The organism is Streptomyces sp. NPDC046712 (assembly GCF_040645695.1).
Lineage (GTDB): Bacteria > Actinomycetota > Actinomycetes > Streptomycetales > Streptomycetaceae > Streptomyces.
This window is the reverse complement of sequence record NZ_JBEYYW010000004.1, coordinates 121098-143793: the sequence shown is the minus strand read 5'-3', so window position 1 is coordinate 143793 and position 22696 is coordinate 121098. Positions and strand designations below refer to the sequence as shown.

21 protein-coding genes are annotated in these 22696 nt (G+C 71.9%); 7 read left to right on the top strand and 14 right to left on the bottom strand.

Features of this window, described 5'->3' with window-relative positions:
* The first annotated feature begins 4 nt into the window (after positions 1–4).
* A complete protein-coding gene (locus ABZ939_RS07200) occupies positions 5–2551 on the top strand; it encodes an ATP-binding protein (RefSeq protein ID WP_361850230.1) in 2547 nt (848 codons plus the stop codon).
* An 86-nt stretch (positions 2552–2637) separates the two neighbouring features.
* Here the strand turns inward: ABZ939_RS07200 and nucS are convergent, their stop codons facing one another.
* Positions 2638–3309, bottom strand: a complete 672-nt coding sequence (gene nucS, locus ABZ939_RS07195) for an endonuclease NucS (RefSeq protein ID WP_361850228.1) — start codon at positions 3307–3309, stop codon at positions 2638–2640.
* A gap of 229 nt (positions 3310–3538) precedes the next feature.
* Between nucS and ABZ939_RS07190 the strand changes: the two genes are divergently transcribed.
* Positions 3539–3931, top strand: coding sequence for an SCO5389 family protein (locus ABZ939_RS07190; RefSeq protein WP_017236120.1), 393 nt, complete (start codon positions 3539–3541; stop codon positions 3929–3931).
* A gap of 107 nt (positions 3932–4038) precedes the next feature.
* On the opposite strand, the gene ABZ939_RS07185 is transcribed toward ABZ939_RS07190, so the two are convergent.
* The gene (locus tag ABZ939_RS07185; RefSeq protein WP_361850226.1) at positions 4039–5073 is read right to left on the bottom strand and encodes an LLM class flavin-dependent oxidoreductase; all 1035 of its coding nucleotides are present in this window, start codon (positions 5071–5073) and stop codon (positions 4039–4041) included.
* A gap of 199 nt (positions 5074–5272) precedes the next feature.
* Between ABZ939_RS07185 and ABZ939_RS07180 the strand changes: the two genes are divergently transcribed.
* On the top strand, positions 5273–5599 hold the full coding sequence (locus tag ABZ939_RS07180) for an ATP/GTP-binding protein (protein WP_361850224.1): 327 nt from the start codon (positions 5273–5275) through the stop codon (positions 5597–5599).
* 13 nt (positions 5600–5612) lie between these two features.
* Here ABZ939_RS07180 and ABZ939_RS07175 read toward each other — a convergent pair whose 3' ends face one another.
* The 7 genes from ABZ939_RS07175 to mce form a co-directional block, all read right to left on the bottom strand.
* Positions 5613–6431, bottom strand: coding sequence for an ABC transporter permease subunit (locus ABZ939_RS07175; protein ID WP_361850222.1), 819 nt, complete (start codon positions 6429–6431; stop codon positions 5613–5615).
* The gene (locus tag ABZ939_RS07170; protein ID WP_361850220.1) at positions 6428–7522 is read right to left on the bottom strand and encodes an ABC transporter ATP-binding protein; all 1095 of its coding nucleotides are present in this window, start codon (positions 7520–7522) and stop codon (positions 6428–6430) included. Before ABZ939_RS07170 ends, ABZ939_RS07175 begins: the two co-directional genes overlap by 4 nt.
* A gap of 131 nt (positions 7523–7653) precedes the next feature.
* Entirely contained in the window at positions 7654–8433 is a 780-nt protein-coding gene (locus ABZ939_RS07165; protein ID WP_361850218.1) for an ABC transporter permease, read from the bottom strand.
* 3 nt (positions 8434–8436) lie between these two features.
* Entirely contained in the window at positions 8437–9411 is a 975-nt protein-coding gene (locus ABZ939_RS07160) for an ATP-binding cassette domain-containing protein (RefSeq protein WP_361850216.1), read from the bottom strand.
* A 104-nt stretch (positions 9412–9515) separates the two neighbouring features.
* Positions 9516–10454 carry a cellulose-binding protein gene (locus ABZ939_RS07155; RefSeq protein ID WP_361850214.1) on the bottom strand — a complete coding sequence of 313 codons (939 nt, stop codon included), beginning with the start codon at positions 10452–10454 and terminating at the stop codon, positions 9516–9518.
* A 114-nt stretch (positions 10455–10568) separates the two neighbouring features.
* Positions 10569–14909, bottom strand: coding sequence for a polarized growth protein Scy (gene scy, locus ABZ939_RS07150; RefSeq protein ID WP_361850212.1), 4341 nt, complete (start codon positions 14907–14909; stop codon positions 10569–10571).
* Positions 14910–15084: 175 nt separating this feature from the next.
* Complete coding sequence (mce, locus tag ABZ939_RS07145; protein ID WP_361850210.1) at positions 15085–15537, bottom strand: methylmalonyl-CoA epimerase; 453 nt, start codon at positions 15535–15537, stop codon at positions 15085–15087.
* 137 nt (positions 15538–15674) lie between these two features.
* Between mce and ABZ939_RS07140 the strand changes: the two genes are divergently transcribed.
* Both ABZ939_RS07140 and meaB read left to right on the top strand, forming a co-directional pair.
* Entirely contained in the window at positions 15675–16877 is a 1203-nt protein-coding gene (locus tag ABZ939_RS07140; RefSeq protein ID WP_361850208.1) for an acetyl-CoA C-acetyltransferase, read from the top strand.
* Between the two features lie 25 nt (positions 16878–16902).
* Complete coding sequence (gene meaB / locus ABZ939_RS07135) at positions 16903–17859, top strand: methylmalonyl Co-A mutase-associated GTPase MeaB (RefSeq protein ID WP_361850206.1); 957 nt, start codon at positions 16903–16905, stop codon at positions 17857–17859.
* A gap of 49 nt (positions 17860–17908) precedes the next feature.
* Here the strand turns inward: meaB and ABZ939_RS07130 are convergent, their stop codons facing one another.
* The 4 genes from ABZ939_RS07130 to ABZ939_RS07115 form a co-directional block, all read right to left on the bottom strand.
* Entirely contained in the window at positions 17909–18385 is a 477-nt protein-coding gene (locus tag ABZ939_RS07130) for a MarR family transcriptional regulator (RefSeq protein WP_361850203.1), read from the bottom strand.
* Between the two features lie 140 nt (positions 18386–18525).
* A complete protein-coding gene (locus ABZ939_RS07125; RefSeq protein ID WP_361850201.1) occupies positions 18526–19311 on the bottom strand; it encodes an AIM24 family protein in 786 nt (261 codons plus the stop codon).
* The gene (locus ABZ939_RS07120) at positions 19308–19958 is read right to left on the bottom strand and encodes an AIM24 family protein (RefSeq protein WP_361850199.1); all 651 of its coding nucleotides are present in this window, start codon (positions 19956–19958) and stop codon (positions 19308–19310) included. Before ABZ939_RS07120 ends, ABZ939_RS07125 begins: the two co-directional genes overlap by 4 nt.
* Positions 19958–20596 carry an AIM24 family protein gene (locus tag ABZ939_RS07115; RefSeq protein ID WP_361850197.1) on the bottom strand — a complete coding sequence of 213 codons (639 nt, stop codon included), beginning with the start codon at positions 20594–20596 and terminating at the stop codon, positions 19958–19960. The genes ABZ939_RS07120 and ABZ939_RS07115 overlap by 1 nt, the downstream gene beginning before the upstream one ends.
* A 116-nt stretch (positions 20597–20712) precedes the next feature.
* Here ABZ939_RS07115 and ABZ939_RS07110 point away from each other — a divergent pair, with 116 nt between their 5' ends.
* Both ABZ939_RS07110 and ABZ939_RS07105 read left to right on the top strand, forming a co-directional pair.
* Entirely contained in the window at positions 20713–21057 is a 345-nt protein-coding gene (locus tag ABZ939_RS07110) for a DUF3817 domain-containing protein (RefSeq protein WP_361850195.1), read from the top strand.
* Positions 21054–21347 carry an MTH1187 family thiamine-binding protein gene (locus ABZ939_RS07105; protein WP_361850193.1) on the top strand — a complete coding sequence of 98 codons (294 nt, stop codon included), beginning with the start codon at positions 21054–21056 and terminating at the stop codon, positions 21345–21347. The genes ABZ939_RS07110 and ABZ939_RS07105 overlap by 4 nt, the downstream gene beginning before the upstream one ends.
* Before the next feature lie 113 nt (positions 21348–21460).
* On the opposite strand, the gene ABZ939_RS07100 is transcribed toward ABZ939_RS07105, so the two are convergent.
* Positions 21461–22468: a DUF5937 family protein gene (locus tag ABZ939_RS07100; protein WP_361850191.1), complete on the bottom strand. Its 1008-nt coding sequence runs from the start codon at positions 22466–22468 to the stop codon at positions 21461–21463.
* Between the last annotated feature and the right edge of the window lie 228 nt (positions 22469–22696).

Genomic DNA, 22696 nt, shown 5'->3' with positions numbered 1-22696 from the left:
GACCATGGACCCGATGAACCGGGAGCCGGAAGAGTACGGCTACGACCGCGAGGCCGACGACGCCCGCGACGGACGCGGTGGCCTCGTGCCCGAGCGCGGACCGTCCGCGCCCGCCCGTGTCCGCACCGCCCGCGTCGTCTCGGGCGACCTCCTGCTCACCGTCAACCCCGTCGACGGCAGCGAGATCGAGGCCTGCCCGCCCGGGGAGCAGCCCGCGCCGCCGCGCCGCCGCACCGCGGAGGAGCGGGCCGAAGCCGCCCGCGCGGCCGCCCCGCCCGTACCGCCGGGCCCCGCCGCCCCGCGCCTGCCGCTCCTCGAACGGCAGGAGGAGCACGAGCGCCTCGTCCAGCTCCTCGGCCGCGGCCGCTCCGTCCGGCTCACCGGCCCCGCCGGCTCGGGGCGCACCGCCCTGCTCGACGCCGTCGCCGCCGACTGCGCCGACCTCGCGCCCGACGGCGTCGTCCGCCTCTCCGGCCACCACCGGACCCCCACCGAGCTGCTGTACGAACTCTTCACCACCGTCCAGCACGCCCCGGAGCACCGGCCCGACCGCCCCGCCCTGCTCGAACTGGTCCACGACATCGGCGCGATCGTGGTCGTCGACGACCTGGAGTTCGGCGGCACCACCCTCGACGAGCTGCTCACCGCCGCCCCCGAGTGCGCCTTCCTGCTCGCGGCCACCCCCGACGTCCCGGCACCCTCGCCCGACGCCCACCTCGAAGAGCTCGCCCTCGCCGGCCTCGGCCGCGCCACCGCCCTCGAACTCCTGGAGAGCGCCGTCGACCGGCCGCTCACCGACGACGAGGCCAACTGGGCGGGCGACCTCTGGTTCGAGTCCGAGGGCCTGCCGCTGCGCTTCGTCCAGGCCGGCGCCCTGCTCCGCCAGCGCGACCGGCTCCGGGTCACCCCGGCCGAGTTCGACGCCTTCGGCGCCCAGGAGGACGCCGTCCCCGCCGAGTTCGACGCCTTCGGAGCCCTCGACGACGCCTTCGGTCCGACCCCCGCGACCTCCTCGACCCCCGTGGACGCCGCCGACGTCGAGCTGCGCGACATACCCCTGCCCAGCCTGGGGGAGGGCGCGGCCCCCGCGGCCCTGCTCGCCTCCCGGCTCAGTCGCTCCGCCCAGGAGACCCTGCGGTTCGCCGTCGCCCTCGGCGGCGAGGTGCCTCACCAGGCCCATCTGCCCGCCCTCGTCGGCGACACGCACGCGGACGCCGCCCTCGGCGAGCTCATGGCCTGCGGACTGCTCACCCCCGTCGGCCCCCGCTACCGCCTCGCCGCCGGTGTCCTCACCCAGCTCCTCGCCCACGGGTACGGCGGGTCGGCCGAGGACACGTCGGCCCGGGCCCACACCGTCGCCCAGCACTACGCCTGGTGGGCAGGGCACCCCTCCGTCACCCCGACCCGCGCGGCCGCCGAGTCCGACGCCGTGCTGGCCGCCCTGACCGTGCTCGTGCCCGGAACGGCCCCCGAGCACCCCGCCGCTGCCACCCTGCTCGCCCGCAGCGCCGCGCCCGCGTTCGCCGCCGGACTGCACTGGGGCGCCTGGGAGCGCGCCCTGCGCAGCGGCCAGGAGGCCGCCAGGCTCGCCGGCGAGGTCGCCGAAGAGGCGTACTTCCACCACGAGTTGGGCGTGCTCGCGCTCTGCGCCGGCAACCTGGATCGGGCCCGCGCCGAACTCGAGGCGTCGATCGGGATGCGCGGGGCCCTCGCCGACAAGCGCGGCACCGTCGCCGGCCGCCGGGCGCTCGCCCTGGTCGCCGACCGCACCGGAGGTCCCCTCCTCGGCGACCGCACCCCGGCGGGTGACGAACTGCCCGCCGCCCGGTACGAGGAGTCCACCTCCCCGCCCCGCGGCATCCCGAAGGCCATCGTCCCGCGGGCCGTCGCGCCCACGACCGCGCCGATCCCCGCGTTCCCGGACTTCGCCGACGAGGGCCCGACCCTCATCACCCGCGCCGACACCCAGCAGAGCGGCGAGGCCACGAAGCGCGGCGGCCGCTTCGCCATCATCGCCGGGGCCCGCCGCAACCTGGTCGCGGTCGGCACGGGAGCGCTCCTGGCCGCCGTGCTCGGCACCGTCGTCACCATCGGCGCCACCTCCGGCAACGCCGAGGACCCGGGCTCCAACCGCGTCACCTCCGACCGCACGGCCAGCGAGGACGGCGGCGACGACGGCCTGGACGCGGACGAGCCGACCGACGACTCGACGAGCAGCCCCTCGGGCGCCCCGAGCTCGCCGGGCCCCTCGGGCTCGCCGACGACCCCGGGCACGACCGGCACCTCGGGCACCTCGTCGTCCCCGTCCGGCCCCCCGAGCACGGGCGCGTCCACGAGCGGGGCCCCTGCGCCGACGACGAAGCCTCCCCGTCCGACGACGAGCCCGACGAGGACGACGCAGCCGACGGCGACTCCGCCTACGGCGACCCCGCCGACCACCACGCCGCCGACGACGACGCCGCCGACCACGACCCCGCCGACGACGACCCCGCCGCCGGCCAGCAACTCCGCCTCGGGCGACTCCACCAGCCCGACCGGCACGCCGGCCTAGGACAACGAGTACGGCCCCGGGTACGTTCACCGCACCCGGGGCCGTAGCCGTACATCCGTATCCGACCCTGATCCGCCGGGCAGGCCCTAGAACAGCCGCAGCTTGTCGTCCTCGATGCCGCGCAGCGCGTCGTAGTCGAGCACCACGCAGTCGATGCCGCGGTCCGTGGCCAGCACCCGCGCCTGCGGCTTGATCTCCTGCGCCGCGAAGACGCCCTTCACCGGTGCGAGGTGCGGATCGCGGTTCAGCAGCTCCAGATAGCGGGTCAGCTGCTCCACGCCGTCGATCTCGCCGCGCCGCTTGATCTCCACCGCGACCGTCGCCCCGTCGGCGTCCCGGCACAGGATGTCCACCGGGCCGATCGCCGTCGGGTACTCGCGGCGGATCAGCGTGTGGCCCTCGCCGAGGGTCTCGATGCGGTCGGCGAGCAGCTCCTGGAGGTGCGCTTCCACGCCGTCCTTGATGAGACCCGGGTCCACCCCGAGCTCGTGCGAGGAGTCGTGGAGGATCTCCTCCATCGTGATGATCAATTTCTCGCCCGCTTTGTTCACCACGGTCCAGATGCCCGCCTCACCGTCGACGCCCTCCTTGAGCGAGCACGGCGGCGACATCCAGTTGAGCGGTTTGTACGCCCGGTCGTCCGCGTGGATGGAGACGCTGCCGTCTGCCTTGACCAGGATCAGACGGGGGGCGGAGGGCAGGTGGGCGGTGAGCCGGCCCGCGTAGTCCACGGAACAACGGGCGATGACGAGACGCATGGTCGGCAACGCTACAAGACGCACGCTCTTCCGCGCGATTCGGCTCTTAACGCCCGCCCAACCACCGGCGGTTATTGGCCGGTTGTGTTCCCAATCTCCTGGTGCGCTCTGGACGGCGCGCTTACCGTGGAAGCAGGAGGTCGCCGTCCGTGCACGCTGCGTGTCGTACGGGGGGTCCTTCATCCCTGCCCGTAAGACCCCGTTCGTCGGGGTCGCGAGAGGAGAACCCATGTCGCTCGACGTCTCACCGGCGCTGTTGGAACAGGCCGAGCGAGGCGAGGTCGACGAAGCCGACTTCGTCGACTGCGTCCGGACCTCCCTGCCCTACGCATGGGAGATGATCAGCTCTCTGGTGGCTCAGCTGAAGGTGGACGGCGGCGAGTTCGCCGACAACCAGACGCCGCCGCCGAACGAGCAGGCACGTGGTCAGCTGTTGCGTGCACTCGCGAGTGACGCGATCCGTGGTGCGCTGCAGCGGCACTTCGGGGTGCGTCTGGCCTTCCAGAACTGCCACCGCGTTGCGGTGTTCCCGCTGGACCCCGCGGTGGACGAGCGGCTCGCCCGCTTCACCTCCGTACGAGGTCAGCTGCTCAACCAGTCGCCGGAACTGCGCGACTGCTGAGACACGGTGCTGCCGCTCCGCATCGCGGGAGACGCGAACCATGCGAGAGGTGCCGGAGCGGCGGCATCACACCCGATCCGCCCATGAATCCCGACCTGTCCATGCCCTCAGACCAGCAGGGGGAGCACCTCGGCGCCGAGCCGCCGTACGTTCTCCTCGGTGGCCGCGAGATCGCCCGTGCCCTCGGCGAGCAGCGCGAAGCGCGTGATGCCCGTACGCTCCGAGGTCGCCGCGAGCCGGTCCGCCGCGAGCCGCGGTGTGCCCACCGGGTGCAGCCCGCACAACAGCTCCGTGTACGCGACGGGGTCCCGCATCGCCCGGCGCCGGCCGTCCACCGTCACATGGGCGTCGAGTCCCTGCTTCAGCCAGCCCGGCATCGCCTTCACCAGCGCCTCGGCCGCGTCCGCCGCGCGGTCGGCGAGCTGGACGACGCCCGCCGAGACATGGCCGGCGCCGATCCGCTCGATCTCGTCGGGCGTGCGTCCGGCCTCCCGTGCGCAACGCCTCCAGGCGGCCACCATCTCCGCCTTCTCCTCGTCGCCGCAGTGCATCCCGAGCAGCATCGGCAGCCCGCGCGCGGCGGCCAGTTCGACGCTCCTGGGGGATGTGCAGGCGACGACGACCTCGGGCGCCGCGTCGCCGCCGATGAGCTCGCCGGGGCGGGGCACGACGGCCACCTCGCGGAAGGCGAATCGTTCTCCCTCGGCCGAGACCCGGGGCTCGGACAGCCAGCGCAGCAGCAGGTCGAGCGATTCGGGGAAGCCCTCCTCGTACGCCGGGAGACCGGCGCCGAACACCTCCAGGTCCACCCACGGCCCGCCTCTGCCCACTCCGAGCGTGAAGCGCCCCCCGGAGGTGAGATGGAGCAGCGCGGCCTGCTCGCCCAACGCCACCGGGTGGACGGTCGGCAGCACGCTGACCGCCGTGCCGACCCGGAGGCGGCGCGTGCGACCCAGCAGCAGCGCCGCCAGGGTCACGGCCGACGGACAGACTCCGTACGGAACGAAATGGTGCTCGGCGAGCCAGACGGAGTCGAGACCCGACTCCTCGGCCATCTCGGCCGTCCGCACCGCCCGGTGCAGCGCCTCGCCCTGGCCCTGACCCGGGAACTGGGCGGCCAGAACAAACGTACCCACGCGCATCGCCTTCTGCCTCCTTGCGGCCGACGCGGTTCTCCCCCTCGTACTGGCAACAACGTCTGACACGTGCCAAAGGCAACGGCCATGCTCGAAGTTCTTGCGATTTTCCGCTGATTCGGCCCGGAGGGTGGGCGAGGACACGACGTGGCGGCCCGTAGGCTTGATGGAACCTTCCGTGTACCCGGCCCCCGTGAGGTGATTCGTGTCCCCGCGTCGCAACCGTCCCCATGGCGGCGAGAAGCCCGATCCCCAGGGTGAGTCGGGCGACCGGTACGGCGGATCCCAGCGCAGCGAGACCTGGCAGGGCGAGGAGTGGTACGTCCGCCATGTCGCCGGCGCGAGCGCGCCCGGCAAGCGCTACCGCTGCCCCGGCTGCGACCAGGAGATCCCCGGCGGCGCGCCGCACGTGGTGGCCTGGCCGGAGTACGGGGGAGTGGACGACCGGCGGCACTGGCACAAGGCCTGCTGGAACGCGAAGGACCGCCGCACCTCCAGGGTGCAGCGGTCCCGTAACGCGCCGAGGTACTGAGCCCCGGCGGCGGTCAGACGTCCCGGCTGTTCAGCAGGGCGTACGAGCCGCCCATCACCGCGGCCGTGATCACGAGCAGGATCCACACCGGGTCCCAGCCCGCGGGCCCGGACTCGCCCATCGCCGCCTTGCCCGCGTACAGCGCGATGAGCTGGCTCGGGATCGCGTAGTCGAGGAGCCACTCCTGCACCTTGGCCAGCGACTCCGAGAACATGAACATGGCGGCCACGAGCGGCAGCAGCAGCACGCCGATCATGATGGTGATGGCGCCCGCCGAGTGGCGGATGAGCGCGCCGACGGCCAGCGAAAGCAGGCCGAGCTCGGCCATGAAGAGCCCGACGCCGAGCGTGGCCCGCAGCCACTCCGACGAGGTGGGCTCCGCGGCGTTGTCCACGATCGCCACCTGCGCCACGGCGACCACGGACGCGGTGACCGTGGTGATCGTGAACACCAGCAGGAAGAAGACGATCGCCTTGGCCGTCAGCACCCGCGCGCGGCTCGGGCAGGCGGTCAGCGTGGTGCGGATCATGCCCGTGCCGTACTCGGAGGCGATGGTCAGCACGCCGAGCGTGATCACACAGATCGAGCCGAGCAGCACACCGAAGAAGCCGAGTCCGAGAGCGGGCTCGCTCTCCGCCGGCACCTCCGACGCCGCCACGATCGCGGCCACGCCGAGACCGATGCCCAGCATCAGGAGCACCATCACACCGAGCGTCCACATCGTGGAGCGCAGGGAGCGGATCTTGGTCCACTCCGAGGCGATCGCGTCACCGAGGTGGGCCCTGCGGACCGGGATGGGGGAGACGTACGAGTAGGGGGCGGGGGCGGTCATCGGGCGTCCTCGGCGTTCTCGGCGGGCTCGCTCTGCTGCGTGGCGTACGGGTTCTGTCCGGGCGGCGGCGGGGCGTACCAGCCCTGCTGCGGCACCTCGGGCACCACCGGCTGCGGCGGCACGGCATATCCCGCACCGTGCGGCTGCGGCTGCTGGAGATGCGCCAGCTGGTCCTCGGTGGAGCGGTAGTCCACGGCGCCCTGCGTCATCCGCATGTACGCCTCCTCCAGCGAGGCCTGGTGCGGGGACAGCTCCCAGAGCCGCACGTCCGCGCCGTGCGCCAGATCGCTGATCCGAGGCAGCGGCAGACCCGTCACCCGCAGCGCCCCGTCCGGCTCGGACATCACCCGGCCGCCGGCCTCGGTCAGCGCGGCCGTCAGCTTCTCCCGCTGCTGCGGCTCCGTCTGCGGCGTGCGCACCCGGGCGAAGTCCGCCGAGTTCGCCGAGATGAAGTCCTTGACGCTCATGTCCGCGAGCAGCTGCCCCCGGCCGATCACGATGAGGTGGTCGGCGGTCAGCGCCATCTCGCTCATGAGGTGGCTGGAGACGAAGACGGTCCGGCCCTCGGAGGCGAGCTTCTTCATCAGGTTGCGGACCCAGAGGATGCCCTCGGGGTCGAGACCGTTCACCGGCTCGTCGAAGAGCAGCACCTGCGGGTCGCCCAGCAGCGCGGCCGCGATGCCCAGACGCTGCCCCATGCCGAGCGAGAAGCCCTTGGAGCGGCGCTTGGCGACCTCCTGGAGGCCGACGACCCCGAGGACCTCGTCGACCCGCTGCGCCGGGATACCGGCCAGCTGGGCGAGCGAGAGCAGATGACTGCGGGCGCTGCGCCCGCCGTGCACCGCCTTGGCGTCGAGCAGCGCACCGACCTGGCGGGGCGCGTTCGGCAGCTGCCGGAACGGATGGCCGCCGATCGTGACATGCCCGGACGTGGGCTGGTCGAGCCCGAGGATCATGCGCATCGTGGTCGACTTGCCGGAGCCGTTGGGTCCCAGGAAGCCGGTGACGGTCCCCGGCCGCACTTGGAAGGAAAGGTTGTACACGGCCGTCTTGGCGCCGTAGCGCTTCGTCAGGCCGACTGCCTCGATCATTCTCCAGCCCCATCGACAGGTCAGGTCGTCGTCGGGGCCGAGGCCGACAGCCGGAGCCCCCCGTATGAGCTAGGAGCTTATCGAGCCATTGACGGTTCCGGCGAAGCCCGAACCGTGACCTGGGCGTTCCGCTACGCGTCCCGCTTCTTCAGCACCAGGTATCCGCCGAGCAGCGCCGCCGCCACCCAGATCAGCATGATGCCGAGCCCGCCCCACGGGCCGTACGGCGCCTTCTCCGAGTTCATCGCGTCCGGGACGACCTGCATGATCTTGGAACCGGCCTGGTCGGGGAAGTAGCGGGCCACGTCCTTGGCCTTGGGCACGGCCGAGAGGATCTGCGAGACCAGGAAGAAGAACGGGACCAGGATGCCGAGCGAGAGCATCGACGAGCGCAGCATCGCCGCAACGCCCATCGAGAAGAGCGCGATCAGGCCCATGTAGAGCCCGCCGCCCACGACCGCCCGCAGCACGTTGTCCGCGCCCAGCGTGGTGCGGTGCTCGCCCAGGAGGGCCTGGCCCAGGAAGAACGACAGGAAGCTGGTCGCCAGACCCACCACCAGGGCGAGCGCCCCGGCCACCGCGATCTTGCTGAAGATGAAGGTCGCCCGCTGCGGGACCGCCGCCAGGGACGTGCGGATCATGCCCGAGCTGTACTCGGTGCCGACCACCAGGACGCCGAAGACCACCATCGCCAGCTGACCGAGGACCATCCCGGAGAAGCTGACGAACGTCGGGTCGAACGTCGCCTGCTCGGCCTCGGAGAGATCGGTGAAGGTCGACTTCAGCAGGGCGCACAGCGCCGCGCTCATCGCCACCGTCACCAGGAGCGCGCTCGCCAGGGTCCAGACCGTCGAGGAGACCGTCCGGATCTTCGTCCACTCCGACTGGAGGACCGCGGATACCGCTGCCATCGTTCAGGCTCCCTTGGTGGTCTCGCCCCAGCGGGGGCCGGCGGCGGGGGGCGCGTCCGCGCCGTGGACGTCCGTGCCGTGCGCGTGGTACTCCACCGCGCCGGCCGTCATCTGCATGAACGCCTCCTCCAGGGAGGCGCGCTGGGCGCTCAGCTCGTGCAGCACGAGCTGGTTCTCCGCCGCCAGTTCACCGAGCTTCTCGGTGGTGGCCCCGTCCACCTCCAGCGTCCCGCCGCCCGCCTCGACCGCGGTGAAGCCGTTGGCGCGCAGGACGTCCCGCAGCCGCTCGTGCTGCGGCGAACGCAGCCGTACGTAACTCCTGGAATTCTGTTGGATGAAATCCGCCATCGACGTGTCGGCCAGCAGTTTTCCCTGTCCGATCACGATGAGATGATCGGCCGTCAGGGCCATTTCACTCATCAGATGACTCGAAACGAAGATCGTCCGGCCCTCGGCGGCGAGCGCCTTCATCAGATTGCGGATCCAGTGAATTCCCTCGGGGTCCAGACCATTGACGGGTTCGTCGAACATCAGGATCTCGGGATCACCGAGCAGCGCAGAGGCGATTCCCAGCCTCTGGCCCATGCCCAGGGAGAAGCCCTTCGACTTCTTCCTCGCGACCGGCGTCAGACCGACCAGATCGAGGACCTCACCGACCCGGCTCGACGGAATGCGGTTGGACTGCGCGAGGCAGAGCAGGTTGTTGTACGCGGACCGGCCACCGTGCATCGCCTTGGCGTCGAGCAGCGCCCCGATGTACTTCAACGGCTCCTGGAGGTCGCGGTAGTGCTTGCCGTCGATCCGGACCGTACCGCTGGTCGGGTTGTCCAGATCGAGCATCATGCGCATCGTCGTCGACTTGCCCGCGCCGTTGGGACCCAGGAAGCCGGTCACCACGCCGGGCCGGACCTGGAAGGACAGATGGTCGACGGCGACCTTCGTGCCGAACCGCTTCGTGAGGCCCTCGAGCTCGATCATGCGTACCAACGTACGGGCACGAAAAACCCTCCGCCACCGGAATGACGGAGGGTCTTCTGTCGGACCTCAGCGGGACTGGAAAGCCTCAGCGGGACTGGCAGGCCTCAGCGGGTCTGCTGGGCCGGGACGCCGCGGGTGACCGGCTCGTCGTCCACCGGGGAGCCGGCCGCCGCCACCGCGGCACCGGTCAGCGTGGCCAGCATCTCGCGGACGTTGGTCAGCTGCGCGTTGATCGAGTCGCGGCGGTTCGTCAGCGCCGCCAGCTCGCGCTCCGATTCCGAACGGATGCGGTCGGCCTTGGCGTTCGCGTCGGCCACGATGTCCTCGGCCTGGCGCTGCGCGGTCTCCACCGTCTGGCGGGCCCTGCGCTCCGCGTCCGTACGCAGCTTCTCGGCCTCGAGGCGGAGCTGCTCGGCGCGGTGCTCGATCTCGGCGAGGCGCTTCTCGGCCTTGGCCTGACGCGAGGCCAGGTCGCGCTCCGACTGCTCGCGGCGCTTGGCCAGGTTGGTCTCGAAGTCCGCGGCGGCCTGGGCGGCCTTGGCGCGGGTCTCCTCGAAGAGCGCGTCCGCCTCCTCGCGCTTGGACTGCGCGTCCTTCTGCGCCTCGGCACGCAGCGAGTTGGCCTCACCCTGCGCCTTCTCGACGATCCGAACGCCCTCGTCCTCGGCCTTCGCCTTCCGCTCCGCCGCGAACGACTCGGCGTCGTTGCGCACCTGCTGGGCGGCCGACTCGGCCAGCTCGCGGTGCTGCTCGGCGGCGCGACGGGCCTCCTCGCGCAGGTCCTTCGCCTCCTCCTCGGCGAGGCGGAGGATCTTCTCGACGCGGGCACCGAGGCCGGCGTACGACGGCTCGGCGTCGGTGACCTGGGCCTGGGCGTTCTGCGTCTCGAGGTGGAGCTCCTCGATGCGCTTTTCCAGAGAGGTGATTCGGGCCAGAGCACTGTCACGGTCGGCGACGAGCTTGGTAATGCGGTCGTCCACCTGACCGCGGTCGTAACCACGCCGCACGAGCTCGAAGCCGAAGGGGGAGGAAGTGTCGCTCATGGGGTTCCTGTCGAATGAGACCGGTGAGGTGTTAGGGGGAATCCTAGGGGTCGAAGCGGCGTGTCATCGAGCGGATGTCCGTTTGATCTGGAGAATGTCCAGCCTTTTGAGTGGCTAGCCCTCGGAAGACTTGCCACTCGAACGTGTCGCCCCCGCCGACGCACCCGCCTTGACGTTCTCTCGCGCGGCGGACTTCGCACCATCGGACTTCGTCCCGGTGGTCGGCGCTTCGAAAGACTCCAACGCTTCGAGGACGTCCTGGACACGGGAGATCTCGGCATTGATGTCCTCGCGGCGGCGCACCAGCACATCCAGTTCCCGCTTGCCCTCGGAGGTCATCCGCTCGGCCTCGGCCTCGGCCTCTGCCTTGATCTTCTCCGCCTCGGCGATGAGCGACGCCTTCTTCTGCTCGGCCTCCTTGAGCAGCGCCTCCGCCTTCCGTACGGCGGCGATCCGGACCTTGCTCGCCTCCGAACTCGCCTCGGAGAGCATCTCCTTGGACTTTGCTTCGGCCTCGGCCTGCTGCTCGGTGGCGGCCTTCACCAGCTTGTCGACGCGCTCCCCCGCCGTCTTCATCTGCTCGGCCGTCTCGCGCCGCGCCCGCTCGTGCAGTTCCTCGATCTCGCCCTCGATCCGGGCGCGCAGCTCCTCGGCCCGCTCCCTTATGGCCGTCGCGTCGCTGCGCGCGCCGACCAGGAGCTCGTCCGCGTCCGTGCGTGCCTTCTCCACCAGCGAGTTGCCCTCGACGGTCGCCTCGGCAACGATCCGCTCGGCCTCCTGACGCGCCGCGCCGACCATCGTGTCCGCCTGCGACTCCGCCTCGGTGGTGGCGCGCAGCGCCTCCTCCTGAGCCTTCGCCATCAGCTGGTCCGCCTGCTCGGCCGCCTCCGAGCGGCGCTTGGCACCGGCCTCGCGCGCCTCGTCGAGCGTACGGTCGGCCTCGGACCGTGCCTCGGCCCGCATCTGCTCCGCCGCCGACTCGGCGTCCGCGCGCAGCCGTTCGGCCTCGGCACGGATCCGCTCGGCTGCCTGCTGTGCCTGCCGCACGTTGTCGGCGGCCTCGGCCCGCAGCCGCTCCGCCTCGTCGGACGCCTCGGTCGCGATCCGCTCGGCCTCGCCGTTGGCCTCCGCGATGAGCGCGTCGGCCTGCTCGGCCGCGTCGGCGCGCCGCTTGTCGGCGGCCTTGCGGGCCTCGTCGAGGACCTGCTCGCCGTCCGCCCGCGCGGCGGCCCGCAGTGCCTCCGCCTCTGCCTCGCCGTCCGCCTTGACCTGCTCGGCCTCGGTCCGCAGCCGCAGCGCGTCCTGCTCGGTCGACTCCAGGAGTTCGGCCGCCTCGGTGGTGATCCGCTCGGCCTCGCCCGTGGCCTCCGCGATGAGCGCGTCGGCCTGCTCGGCGGCGTCCGCGCGCCGCTTGTCGGCGGCCTTGCGGGCCTCGTCCAGGACCTGGTCGCCGTCCGCGAGGGCGGCGACCCGCAGCGCCTGGGCGTGCGCCTCGCCGTCCGTCTTCAGCTGCTCGGCCTCCGCCCGCAGCGACTCCGCCTCGGTCGTCAGCCGCTCGGCCTCGTTCGTGGCCTCGCCGATCAGCGTGTCCGCCTGCTCGGCGGCGTCCGCGCGCCGCTTGTCGGCCGCCTGGCGGGCCTCGTCGAGGATCTGCTCGCCCTCCGTGCGGGCGACCGTGACCAGCTCCTCGGCCTCGGCGGTCAGCCGCTCGGCCTCCGCCGCCGCCTCGGAGCGGATGCGGTTGGCGTCCTCGCGGGCGTCCGCGCGGGTGCGGGCCGCGTCCTGCTCGGCGGCGGCCAGCGCGTCCGTCGCCTCCGTCCGTACCCGCTGGGCGTACTCGGCGGTGTCGCCGCGCAGCTTCTCCGACTCGGCGATCGCATCCGCGACCGTCCGCTCGGCCAGCGCCTTCGCGGCCTCGGAGTCCTCCTGGGCGCGCGTCCGGATGCGGTTGGCGTCCTCGGTGGCCCGCTCCCGCTCCTCGTACGCGTCGGCGCGGACCCGGTCCGCCTCCTCCTGCGCCTCGGTCGTGGTGCGCTCCGCCGCGTGCTCGGCGGCGCTGCGCAGGCCGGTGATCTCCTCCTCGGCCTGCTCGCGCAGACCCGCGACCGAGTCGCGTACCTCCTGCGCGGTCTGCTCGGCCGCGGACACCATCTCCGTGGCCCGCCGGTCCGCCTCCTCGACCAGACGGTGCGCCTCGGTCTGCGCCTCCTCCACCCGCTTGCGGGCGGAGGCGAGAAGCTCCTCGGACTGCTCGCGGGCGTGCTCGCGCTCGCGGCCGGCCTCGGAACGGGCCGACTCCAGCGTCTCCTCGGCCTCCCGGCGGCGCCGGTTGGCCTCCTCCTGCGCGGCGGCCAGCGCCTCGGCGGCCTCGGTGGCGACCCGCTCGGCGGCGGCCGCGGCCTCGGCGCGCACCCGGTCCGCGGTCTCCTGCGCCTCCGACTTCAGCCGCTCGGCCTCCGTCGACGCCTCCGTGCGGAGCCGTACGGCCACGGCCTCGGCCTCGGCGCGCGCGGTGGACGCGTCCGACGCGGCCTCCGTGCGCAGTCGTTCGGCCTCCTGCTCGGCCTGCGCCTGGAGCGTACGGATCCGCTCGGCGGCCTCCGTGCGGAGCCGCTCGGTCTCCTCGGCGGCCTCGCGCCGGATGCGCTCGCTCTCGCCGCGGGCGTCGGTGAGCTGCCGCTCGGCGTTCTCGACCCGCGACTCGGCCTCGGTGTGCAGCCGGGTCAGCTCCTCGGCCGCCTCCGCGTGCCGGGCCGCGGCGGCCCGCTCGGCGTCCTCGCGCAGCGTGGCCGCCTCCCGCTCGGCGGCCTCCTTCACCGCCTCGGCCTGCTCCTCGGCCTCCGCGCGCATCCGCTCGGCCTCGGCGCGGGTGCGCTCCAGGGTCTCCTCGGCCTGGGTGCGCAGCGTCTGGGCGCGCTCCATCGCCTCGGAGCGGACCCGCTCGCCCTCGGCGCCCGCGCTCGCGCGCAGCTCGTCGGCGTCGGTACGGGCCTTGGTCAGCAGTTCCTCGGCGGTCCTGGCCGCCTCCTCGATCTGCTGGACGGCCTCGCGCCGCGCCTCGCCGCGGATCTTCTCGCCCTCGGCGATCGCCTCGGCCCGCAGCCCCTCGGCCTCGCCGCGCAGCCGGCGCGCCTCCTCCTGCAGCTCGACGGTCTTGGCGCGGTACTCCTTGGTGTCGTCCTTCGCCGAGCCGAGCAGCTCGTCGGCCTGCTCCTCGGCCCGGTTGCGCAGCCTGTCCGCCTCCGCCTCGGCCTCGCGGCGGATGCGCTCGGCCTCCTCGGCAGCCTTGCGGGTGGTCGCCTGGGCGTCCTCGGACGCCTTGGTGAGGACCTCCTCGGCGGTACGGGCCGCCTTGGCCAGCGCGGCGGCGGAGTCCTCGGCCGCGACCGTACGGGCCTTGTCGGATGCCTCCGAGACGAGCTTCTCCGCCTCGGCGGTCGCCTCGCGGAGCTTCTCCTCGGCCTCCGCCTTGAGGGTCTCGGCCTCCTTGGTGGCCTCGCCGACGAGCCGGGCGATCTCCGCCTTGGCGGTACGGGTGCGCTGCTCGTTGACGGACTCCGCGGAGGACAGCTGCTTGGCGGCCGCCTCCTTGGCCTCGGTCAGCGCCTTCTCGGCCTCCGCCCGGGCCTCGCGCAGCCGGTCCTCGGCCTGCTGCAGCCGCTGCTCGGCAGCGCGGGACAGCTCGGTGGCCTGCTGACGGGCCTGCTCGGTCTCGGCGGTGGTGGAGGAACGCAGCTGCTCGGCGTGGCTGGTGGCCTCCTGCGCCTGCGTGGACGCGGCGTTCAGGAGCCGCTCGGCGTCCTTGCGGGCGCGCAGCAGAATCGCTTCGGCCTCGGCACGGGCCGCCTCCGCCTCCGAGCCGACCCGCTGACGGGTGTCCTCGGCGAGCCGGGTGGCCTCGGCGCGCGCGGCGGCGAGCGACTGCTCGGCCTCGGCGCGGGACTCCTCCATCAGACGGCGGGCCTGGGACTCCGTACGGGCGCGCAGCTGCTCGGCCCAGGCGACGTTCTCGTTGACGTGCGCCTCGACGGTCTGGCGGCGCTCCGCCAGCTCCTGGTCGAGACGCTGCCGGCGCTGGACGGCCTCGGCGTGCAGCTCGGCCTGGAGCCGGGCCTGGTGCTCGGCGTGCTCCTGCAGGATGCGCTGGGTCTGGGCGCGGGCCTCGCGCAGCTCGCGCTCGGCGTCCTGGCGCAGCTGGTCGGCCTGGATCTGCGCGTTCCGCAGCAGCTGCTCGGCCTGGTAGCCGATGTCCGCGCTGTCGTACGCGGGGCGGGATGCGATGGTCCGGCGCGCCTCGTGGAGCTTGGCGCGCAAGACCTCGACCTGGTAACCGAGGTCCTCGGCGTGCTGGACGGCCTTCTCCCGCTCGGTCTTCAGCCGGTCCATCTCGGCTTCGAACCGCGAAAGATGGTCGTCTTCAGCTCGGTGGCTCTCCTGGCGTTCGTAGCCCCGCACTGCGCGGTCCCATCCGTCCCCTGGTCGCAACACTCCAACGAGCACCGTTCCCCGGAGAACGGCCCCCCGGGGAATCGTGGCAGATCGGATACCCCGACTTCGACGCCGCATGGCATGCGGCACCGACCGGCCCCGGCCCGGAGCCGCCCACTCTACCGGGCCAGGAATCCGGAGGTCAGTGCTCCGTTGAGGAGTGGTCGTCGGAAGGGCTTGCCGACGTGACCAGTTCGGTCAGTACGCCGTGGCAGTCCTTGGGGTGAAGGAAGGTGATACGGGAGCCCATGGAGCCGATCCTCGGCTCGTCGTAGAGGACCCGGACGCCCTTGGAGCGGATGTCCGCGGAGTCTCCGTCGACATCGGCGGTGCCGAAGGCGATGTGGTGCACCCCTTCGCCGTTCTTGGCCAGCCACTTGCCCACCGCGGAGTCCTCGCGGGTGGGCTCAAGGAGCTGGAGGTAGGAGGCGCCACCGTCGGAGGTGTCGTTGATCTTGAGCATGGCCTCGCGGACGCCCTGCTCCTCGTTCACCTCGGAGTGGAACACCTCGAAACCGTAGGTCGCACGGTAGAACTCGACGGTCTTGTCGAGGTCGAAACAGGCGATCCCGATGTGGTCGATTCGCGTCAGCATTTCTCCAGTGCAGCGCTCCGGGCATGGTTACGCAACGTGCGCGCGATCACACCGGCTGGCCGGTGACCGCGTGCGGCACCGCTCAGTACATTGGCGGTAAACCCTCGTTCACTCCTCATCCCAAGGGGCTGTGCCTCATGTCTGGAACGACCGGTACCACCTCAGTGATCGTCTCGGGCGCCCGCACGCCCATGGGGCGGCTGCTCGGTTCCCTCAAGTCCTTCTCCGGCGCGGAGCTGGGCGGCTTCGCCATCAAGGCCGCGCTCGACCGGGCCGGCATCGGCGGCGACCAGGTGCAGTACGTGATCATGGGCCAGGTGCTCCAGGCGGGCGCCGGCCAGATCCCCGCCCGCCAGGCCGCCGTCAAGGCCGGCATCCCGATGAACGTCCCGGCCCTCACCATCAACAAGGTGTGTCTGTCCGGCCTCGACGCCATCGCGCTCGCCGACCAGCTCATCCGCGCGGGTGAGTTCGACGTGGTCGTCGCCGGCGGCCAGGAGTCGATGACCAACGCCCCGCACCTGCTGCCGAAGTCCCGTGAGGGCTACAAGTACGGCGCGATCGAGATGCTCGACGCCATGGCGTACGACGGTCTGACCGACGCCTTCGAGAACATCGCGATGGGCGAGTCCACCGAGAAGCACAACACCCGCCTCGGCATCGCCCGTCCCGAGCAGGACGAGATCGCCGCGCTGTCGCACCAGCGCGCCGCCGCCGCCCAGAAGAACGGCATCTTCGAGGCCGAGATCACCCCGGTCGAGATCCCGCAGCGCAAGGGCGAGCCGGTCGTCTTCTCCAAGGACGAGGGCATCCGCGGCGAGACGACCGCCGAGTCGCTCGGCAAGCTGCGCCCGGCCTTCGCCAAGGACGGCACCATCACCGCCGGCACCTCCTCGCAGATCTCGGACGGCGCCGCCGCCGTGGTCGTGATGAGCAAGGCGAAGGCCGAGGAGCTGGGCCTGGAGTGGATCGCCGAGATCGGCGCCCACGGCAACGTGGCGGGGCCGGACAACTCGCTGCAGTCGCAGCCGTCCAACGCGATCCAGCACGCCCTCAAGAAGGAGGGCCTGGGCGTCGAGGACCTCGACCTCATCGAGATCAACGAGGCCTTCGCGGCCGTCGCCGTCCAGTCAATGAAGGACCTCGGCGTGACCCCGGAAAAGGTGAACGTCAACGGTGGCGCGATCGCGCTGGGCCACCCGATCGGCATGTCCGGCGCCCGTGTGGTGCTGCACCTGGCCCTGGAGCTCAAGCGTCGCGGCGGCGGCGTCGGCGCGGCGGCGCTGTGCGGCGGCGGCGGTCAGGGTGACGCTCTGATCGTTCGCGTACCCGGCAAGTAGCACCGGAACCAAGGAGCGGTTGAACATGGTGGACGTCCCCGAACTGGTCGCCCAGGCACGGGAGGGCCGGCCGCGCGCCGTGGCCCGGCTGATCTCACTCGTGGAGGGGGCGTCCCCGCAGCTGCGCGAGGTGATGGCGGCGCTGGCGCCGCTGACCGGCGGTGCGTACGTGGTGGGCCTGACGGGCTCGCCCGGCGTGGGCAAGTCCACGTCGACGTCGGCGCTGGTGGCGGCGTACCGGCGGGCCGGGAAGCGGGTCGGCGTCCTGGCCGTCGACCCCTCGTCCCCCTTCAGCGGGGGAGCGCTGCTCGGCGACCGGGTCCGGATGTCGGAGCACGCCTCGGACCCGGGCGTCTACATCCGCTCGATGGCGACCCGTGGCCACCTGGGCGGGCTCGCCTGGGCGGCCCCGCAGGCGATCCGCGTCCTGGACGCGGCGGGCTGCGACGTGATCCTCGTGGAGACGGTGGGCGTCGGGCAGTCGGAGGTGGAGATCGCCTCCCAGGCCGACACCTCGGTGGTGCTCCTCGCGCCGGGCATGGGCGACGGGATCCAGGCCGCGAAGGCGGGCATCCTGGAGATCGGCGACGTGTACGTGGTGAACAAGGCGGACCGGGACGGCGCGGACGCGACGGCCCGCGAGCTGAACCACATGCTGGGCCTGGGCGAGGCGCGCGGGCCGGGCGACTGGCGGCCGCCGATCGTGAAGACGGTCGCGGCGCGCGGCGAGGGCATCGACGAGGTCGTCGAGGCGCTCGAGAAGCACCGCGCGTGGATGGAGGAGCACGGGGTCCTGGCGGAGCGCCGCCGCTCGCGCTCGGCGCGCGAGGTCGAGACGATCGCGGTCACGGCGCTGCGGGAGCGCATCGGCGACCTGCACGGCGACCGCCGCCTGGACGCCCTGGCGGAGCGGATCGTGGCGGGCGAGCTGGACCCGTACGCGGCCTCCGACGAGCTGATCGCGAGCCTGACGGGCAACTGACGGACACGAAGAAGGCCCGGTGCGCATCCGCGCACCGGGCCTTCTTCGTCTACGGCTTGCCTCGGCGGCCGCGTAGCTGTTCCGCCACCGGCTTCAGGGACTCGTGGAGGTCGCCCAGCGAGTCGGAGCTGAGCTGGTCGATGAAGTGGCGGCGCACCGATTCCACGTGGTGCGGTGCCACCTTGCGCATCGTGTCCATGCCGTGGTCGGTCAGGACCGCGTACAGGCCCCGGCGGTCGGACTCGCAGTTCTCGCGGCGCACGAGCCCCGCGTTCTCCATGCGCGTGATCTGGTGCGAGAGCCGGCTCTTGGACTGCAGTGTCGCCGTCGCGAGGTCGCTCATACGCAGCCGTCGCGCCGCCGACTCCGACAGATTCACCAGAATCTCGTAGTCGTTCATGGTCAGGCCGAAGGGCTGGAGATCCTTCTCCAGCTGGTACGTCAGCATCCTGTTGACGTCCAGGTACGTGCGCCACGCACACTGCTCGGCGTCGGTGAGCCAGGGGGTGGCCGTCTCGGTCTCCATATATGGATTCTACCTAAGAAGTTGAATGCTGGACGAAATGAGGGGGTGTGACGCCGGGCACCCAGGACCCCGGTGTACGGGTGCGGACATTCGACGGCGTTCGACGCCGTTCGATGACGTCACACTCCGCAGACTACCGGCTACAGCCCGAAGCGACGCTGGAGGTCCCCGAGCTGTCCGGGAAGGCGCGGTACGGATCCGCCCTGGCCGTGGCCGGAACCGACCGGTCCATGACCGCCCGGCACCCCCGGCTGCGACGGCGTCTCACCGATGGCCCGCTCGGCCATCAGCAGCTCCGTCGACTGGAGCAGCACCGTACCCGCGCCCACGAACTCGAACTGGTGCTCCTCGCCCGAGGTGCCCCCGATCCCCGTCAGCGCCCGTACGCCGCCCATCACGCCGGTCAGGTAGCCGTGGTCGTAGTGGTGGCACGGCGACGGGCAGTCCGCCCAGCCCACCAGCGCCTGCGGGTCCACCCGCAGGGGCGGCTCCATGAAGACCACCGGCCCGTTCGAGGCCGCCACGAACTTCCCCGTGCCGATGAGCGTCACGAAGCCCGGCACGATCGACTGCTTCAGCGCCAGCGTCGGCTGGTACGCCAGCAGGTTGCCTGAACGGATCGTCAGATTGCCCTCGTCCAGGTCGAACGAGTTCACGTCGAAGGCCCGGTCGGCGAGCAGCATCTTGCCGCTGCCCTCCGCCACCACCCAGTCGCTCGCGTGCAGCGGCGAGTGGAAGGACGTACGGACCAGGCGGTCGAGACGCCCGTGTCCGATGCCGTTGAAGTCGATCCGCCCGTAGTAGGCGATCATCTTGCCCTTCTGCAGGAACCACTGGGAGCCCTTGAGCTCCACGCAGAAGGTGTACGGATTGACGTTGTCGTCCGACGGCAGAGTCATCGGGTCGAGGACCACCGGACCGGTCACAGCTTCTCCTCCGAGGCCTGTACGTACACCGCGCCGCTGCCGCTCAGCTCCAGCTGGAACGCCTCGCCCGAGCCGCGCCCCACCATGTCGCGCCAGCCCAGCGCGGTGGAGAGCTTGTTCCGTACGTCGCCGTGATGGGCGACGTACGCCTGCGGGTCCACATGGACCGCGCGTCCCGGGGTGATCGGCAGCTCGATCACCCCGCCGTGGGCCATGACCGCGACCGCGCCGTGGCCCTTGAGCGTCGTCGTGAAGAGCCCCTGGCCCGTCACCTGGCCGCGCACCATGCCCATGACCCCGCCCTGGGAGCCCATGAACATCGTGCCCTGCTCCAGCGTGCCGTCGAAGGCGAGGAGGCGGTCGGCCTCGACGTAGAGGGTGTCGCCGGTCAGCTGGATCACCTGGATGTGGTGACCACCGTGCCCGAACATCACCGTGCCGTTGCCCTCGACGGTCATCAGCGGAGTCGCCTCGCCCGCCACGCGGCGGCCGATCATCGACATCACACCGCCCTGGCCGCCGGCGATGTTCGGCGTGAAAGTGACGTCGCCGCGATAGGCGAGCATCGCGCCACGCTGGCTGAACATGCGCTGCCCGGGCACCACCTGGGCCTCGACCATCTTTGAGTTGATCTCGCGGAACGGCATCAGACGTCACCCCCGATCGTGTTGCGCTCGCTCGGTTGCACGTAGACCAACCCGTCGCCCTCGAAGCGGATCTGGAACGCCTCGCCGCCGCCTTCACCCAGGAACGTGCGGAAGGTCACACCGGACTGGAAGCTCTGCTGGAGGTTGCCCTGATGGGCGATGTACGCGCCGGGGTCGACGGAGAGCGGGTACTGCGGGGACACGCGCAGCACCACGGCCGGGCCGTCGGACATGATCGCCGCCTGGCCGGTGCCCTCGACCGTCGTCGTGAAGAGACCGTTGCCGGTCGCTCCGCCGCGCAGCCCGGTGAAGCTCGTGCCGGTGCGCAGCCCCGCGTCGGTGCAGAGCAGATTGCTCGCCTCGACGTAGAGCTTGTCACCGTGCAGGGAGACGAGGTTGATCTCGGAGGCGCGGTCGGCGAACCAGCAGGTCCCCTGGCCCTTCACCTCCATCACCTCCATCTGCTCGCCGGTGAGCCGGCGGGTGACCATGCCGCGCAGGCCCTCACCGCCGCCGGACATCTTCTTGAAGGCCATCTGGCCGTCGTACGCGACCATCGAGCCGTTCTTCGCCTTCACGGCGTCACCGGTCATGTCGACGGCGAGCACTTTGCTGCCTTGGAGTCGGAACGTTGCCACGGAGCGAGGTTACGGGGCCCCCGGACAAAGGGACAGCAAAGTCGGGTGCCACAATGGACCGACGCTTGTGCATCCATTCACAAGATCACCTGCCCCCTCCCACCGAAGGTGACCCCGTGGACATCAAGACCGCCTCCTCCCTCCAGCGACTCCGGCTCGTCTCCGCCCCCGAGGCCGTGTCCTTCCTGCTGCTGCTGGTCTGCTCGGTGCTCAAGCGCACGACCGACTTCAACGCGGTGCCGGTCATGGGAGCGGTCCACGGCATCCTCTTCATCCTCTACGTGCTCTTCTGGCTCGACGCCTGGAACCGCACCAAGTGGAACTTCAAGACGGCGGCGCTCTACTTCGTGCTCTCCGTGCTGCCCTTCGGCGGCTTCTTCGCCGAGCGCAAGCTCAAGCGCGAGGCAGAGGACGCCGTCATCGCCTCCCGCGCCCGCCGCGAGGGCACGGTGAACGCATGATCGTCGCCTTCTCCGTCACCCCGCTCGGTGTCGGCGAGGAGGTCGGGGAGTACGTCGCCGACGCCGTCCGGGTCGTACGGGAGTCGGGGCTGCCGAACCGTACCGACGCGATGTTCACCTCGATCGAGGGGGACTGGGACGAGGTGATGGACGTCGTCAGGCGCGCCGTCGCCGCCGTGGAGGCGCGGGCGCCACGCGTCTCGCTCGTGCTCAAGGCCGATGTCCGGCCCGGCGTGACCGACGGGCTGACCTCGAAGGTCGCCACGGTGGAGCGCCACCTGGCGGGCTGAGCCGCCGAACCCGCACGAAGCCCCCGGCCCGACGGCCCGGGGGCTTCGTCGTGCCCGCCCCGCGAACGGCCCTGCCCGTCACCGGCCGGGCGGGCGTCGTCGTGACATGACGGTCAGTCGGGGGAGGGGTGCGACACCGTGTCCGCGGCCAGCGCGATGCCGATCGGGGTGCGCTCGTAGAGGACCTGGTGGCCGTACCGGCGGGAGGTCAGCAGCCCGGCCTGCTTCAGGACGGACAGATGCGCCGACACGGAGGAGGGGGCGAGACCGAGCCGGTGCGCGAGCGCGCTCGTGCCGGCCGGCTCGTCCAGCGCGCACAGCACGTCCGCGCGGGCCCGGCCGAGGAGCCGGGCGAGCGCGTCCGGCGTCCGCTCCCGGGCCTCGGTCCACAGCCCGCCGATCCCGCGCGCCGGGTAGACGACGGTCGGCTGCCAGGGCGGATCGAAGCCGCTCACCACGTCCGGCCAGGTGAAGACGGACGGCATGAGGACGAGGCCCTGCCCGTCCAGCGCGCGGACGTGCTCACCGCGGTAGGCGACGGTGAGGGTGGCGCTGTCGGCGGCCCACGCGAAGCTCGGGTGCAACTCGCCGAGCAGGCGCTCCAGGCCGCCGTCGGCGAGCCGGCGGGAGTGGTAGGCGACATCGGCCTCGAGCAGGGCCCGCAGCCGGGGCCACTCGGGCGCGATCAGGGCTTCCCACGCCTCCTCCAGCAGATCGGCGAGCCGCTGGACGGTGCCCGCGGGGTCGGCGAGCATTCGCCGTCCCTCGTCGGTCGCCGCGGCGCCGGGGGTGTCGTCGAGCGCCCGCGCGAAGTCGTCCAGGGTGAGGGCCGGATCGGTCGCGCGCATGGCCGCGATCTCCTCCTCGAAGGAGGCGGCGGGCCCGAGGGGCGGCGGATAGAGGAAGTCCGGGCTGTGCCCGTGCAGGGGCATCAGCAGCTGCAGCGGCCCGAGATCGATCCCCTCGGCGGCGCCGCGGATCCGCCGCAGCCAGGGCAGGTGATAGCCCTGCTGCCGGGGCCGCGCGAGCACCCGCACGGCGGAGTGCGTCTCCCAGAGCGGCGAGAGCGCGAACCGGATCCGGAGAGGGTCGGCCTCGCCGAAGTGGAGGTGGTAGGGCATGGTTCCTCCCGGAAAGAGTCGGGGCAGGGCACGGCCCCTCCCGGAAAGATTCGGCTGGAGCCGAAAGTCTAGGGCTGGGCTCGGGCCGGGGCGAGGCTTGCCCCATGTCGATCGAGCACACCGAAGACCGCACAAGACCCACGCCCCCGGAGCCCGAGCCCGCCGCCGCGCCGCCGACCGGTCCCGGGGGGGACCCCGGGCGGGGGCCCGGGTATCGGGCCGTCTTCG

Excerpts from the sequence above, each read along its gene's own strand:
- ABZ939_RS07200 (WP_361850230.1), top strand. The coding sequence starts at position 5 with ATGGACCCGATGAACCGGGAGCCGGAAGAGTACGGCTACGACCGCGAG.
- nucS (WP_361850228.1), bottom strand. The coding sequence starts at position 3,309 with ATGCGTCTCGTCATCGCCCGTTGTTCCGTGGACTACGCGGGCCGGCTC.
- ABZ939_RS07190 (WP_017236120.1), top strand. The coding sequence starts at position 3,539 with ATGTCGCTCGACGTCTCACCGGCGCTGTTGGAACAGGCCGAGCGAGGC.
- ABZ939_RS07185 (WP_361850226.1), bottom strand. The coding sequence starts at position 5,073 with ATGCGCGTGGGTACGTTTGTTCTGGCCGCCCAGTTCCCGGGTCAGGGC.
- ABZ939_RS07175 (WP_361850222.1), bottom strand. The coding sequence starts at position 6,431 with ATGACCGCCCCCGCCCCCTACTCGTACGTCTCCCCCATCCCGGTCCGC.
- ABZ939_RS07170 (WP_361850220.1), bottom strand. The coding sequence starts at position 7,522 with ATGATCGAGGCAGTCGGCCTGACGAAGCGCTACGGCGCCAAGACGGCC.
- ABZ939_RS07165 (WP_361850218.1), bottom strand. The coding sequence starts at position 8,433 with ATGGCAGCGGTATCCGCGGTCCTCCAGTCGGAGTGGACGAAGATCCGG.
- ABZ939_RS07160 (WP_361850216.1), bottom strand. The coding sequence starts at position 9,411 with ATGATCGAGCTCGAGGGCCTCACGAAGCGGTTCGGCACGAAGGTCGCC.
- ABZ939_RS07155 (WP_361850214.1), bottom strand. The coding sequence starts at position 10,454 with ATGAGCGACACTTCCTCCCCCTTCGGCTTCGAGCTCGTGCGGCGTGGT.
- mce (WP_361850210.1), bottom strand. The coding sequence starts at position 15,537 with ATGCTGACGCGAATCGACCACATCGGGATCGCCTGTTTCGACCTCGAC.
- ABZ939_RS07140 (WP_361850208.1), top strand. The coding sequence starts at position 15,675 with ATGTCTGGAACGACCGGTACCACCTCAGTGATCGTCTCGGGCGCCCGC.
- meaB (WP_361850206.1), top strand. The coding sequence starts at position 16,903 with ATGGTGGACGTCCCCGAACTGGTCGCCCAGGCACGGGAGGGCCGGCCG.
- ABZ939_RS07130 (WP_361850203.1), bottom strand. The coding sequence starts at position 18,385 with ATGGAGACCGAGACGGCCACCCCCTGGCTCACCGACGCCGAGCAGTGT.
- ABZ939_RS07120 (WP_361850199.1), bottom strand. The coding sequence starts at position 19,958 with ATGCCGTTCCGCGAGATCAACTCAAAGATGGTCGAGGCCCAGGTGGTG.
- ABZ939_RS07105 (WP_361850193.1), top strand. The coding sequence starts at position 21,054 with ATGATCGTCGCCTTCTCCGTCACCCCGCTCGGTGTCGGCGAGGAGGTC.
- ABZ939_RS07100 (WP_361850191.1), bottom strand. The coding sequence starts at position 22,468 with ATGCCCTACCACCTCCACTTCGGCGAGGCCGACCCTCTCCGGATCCGG.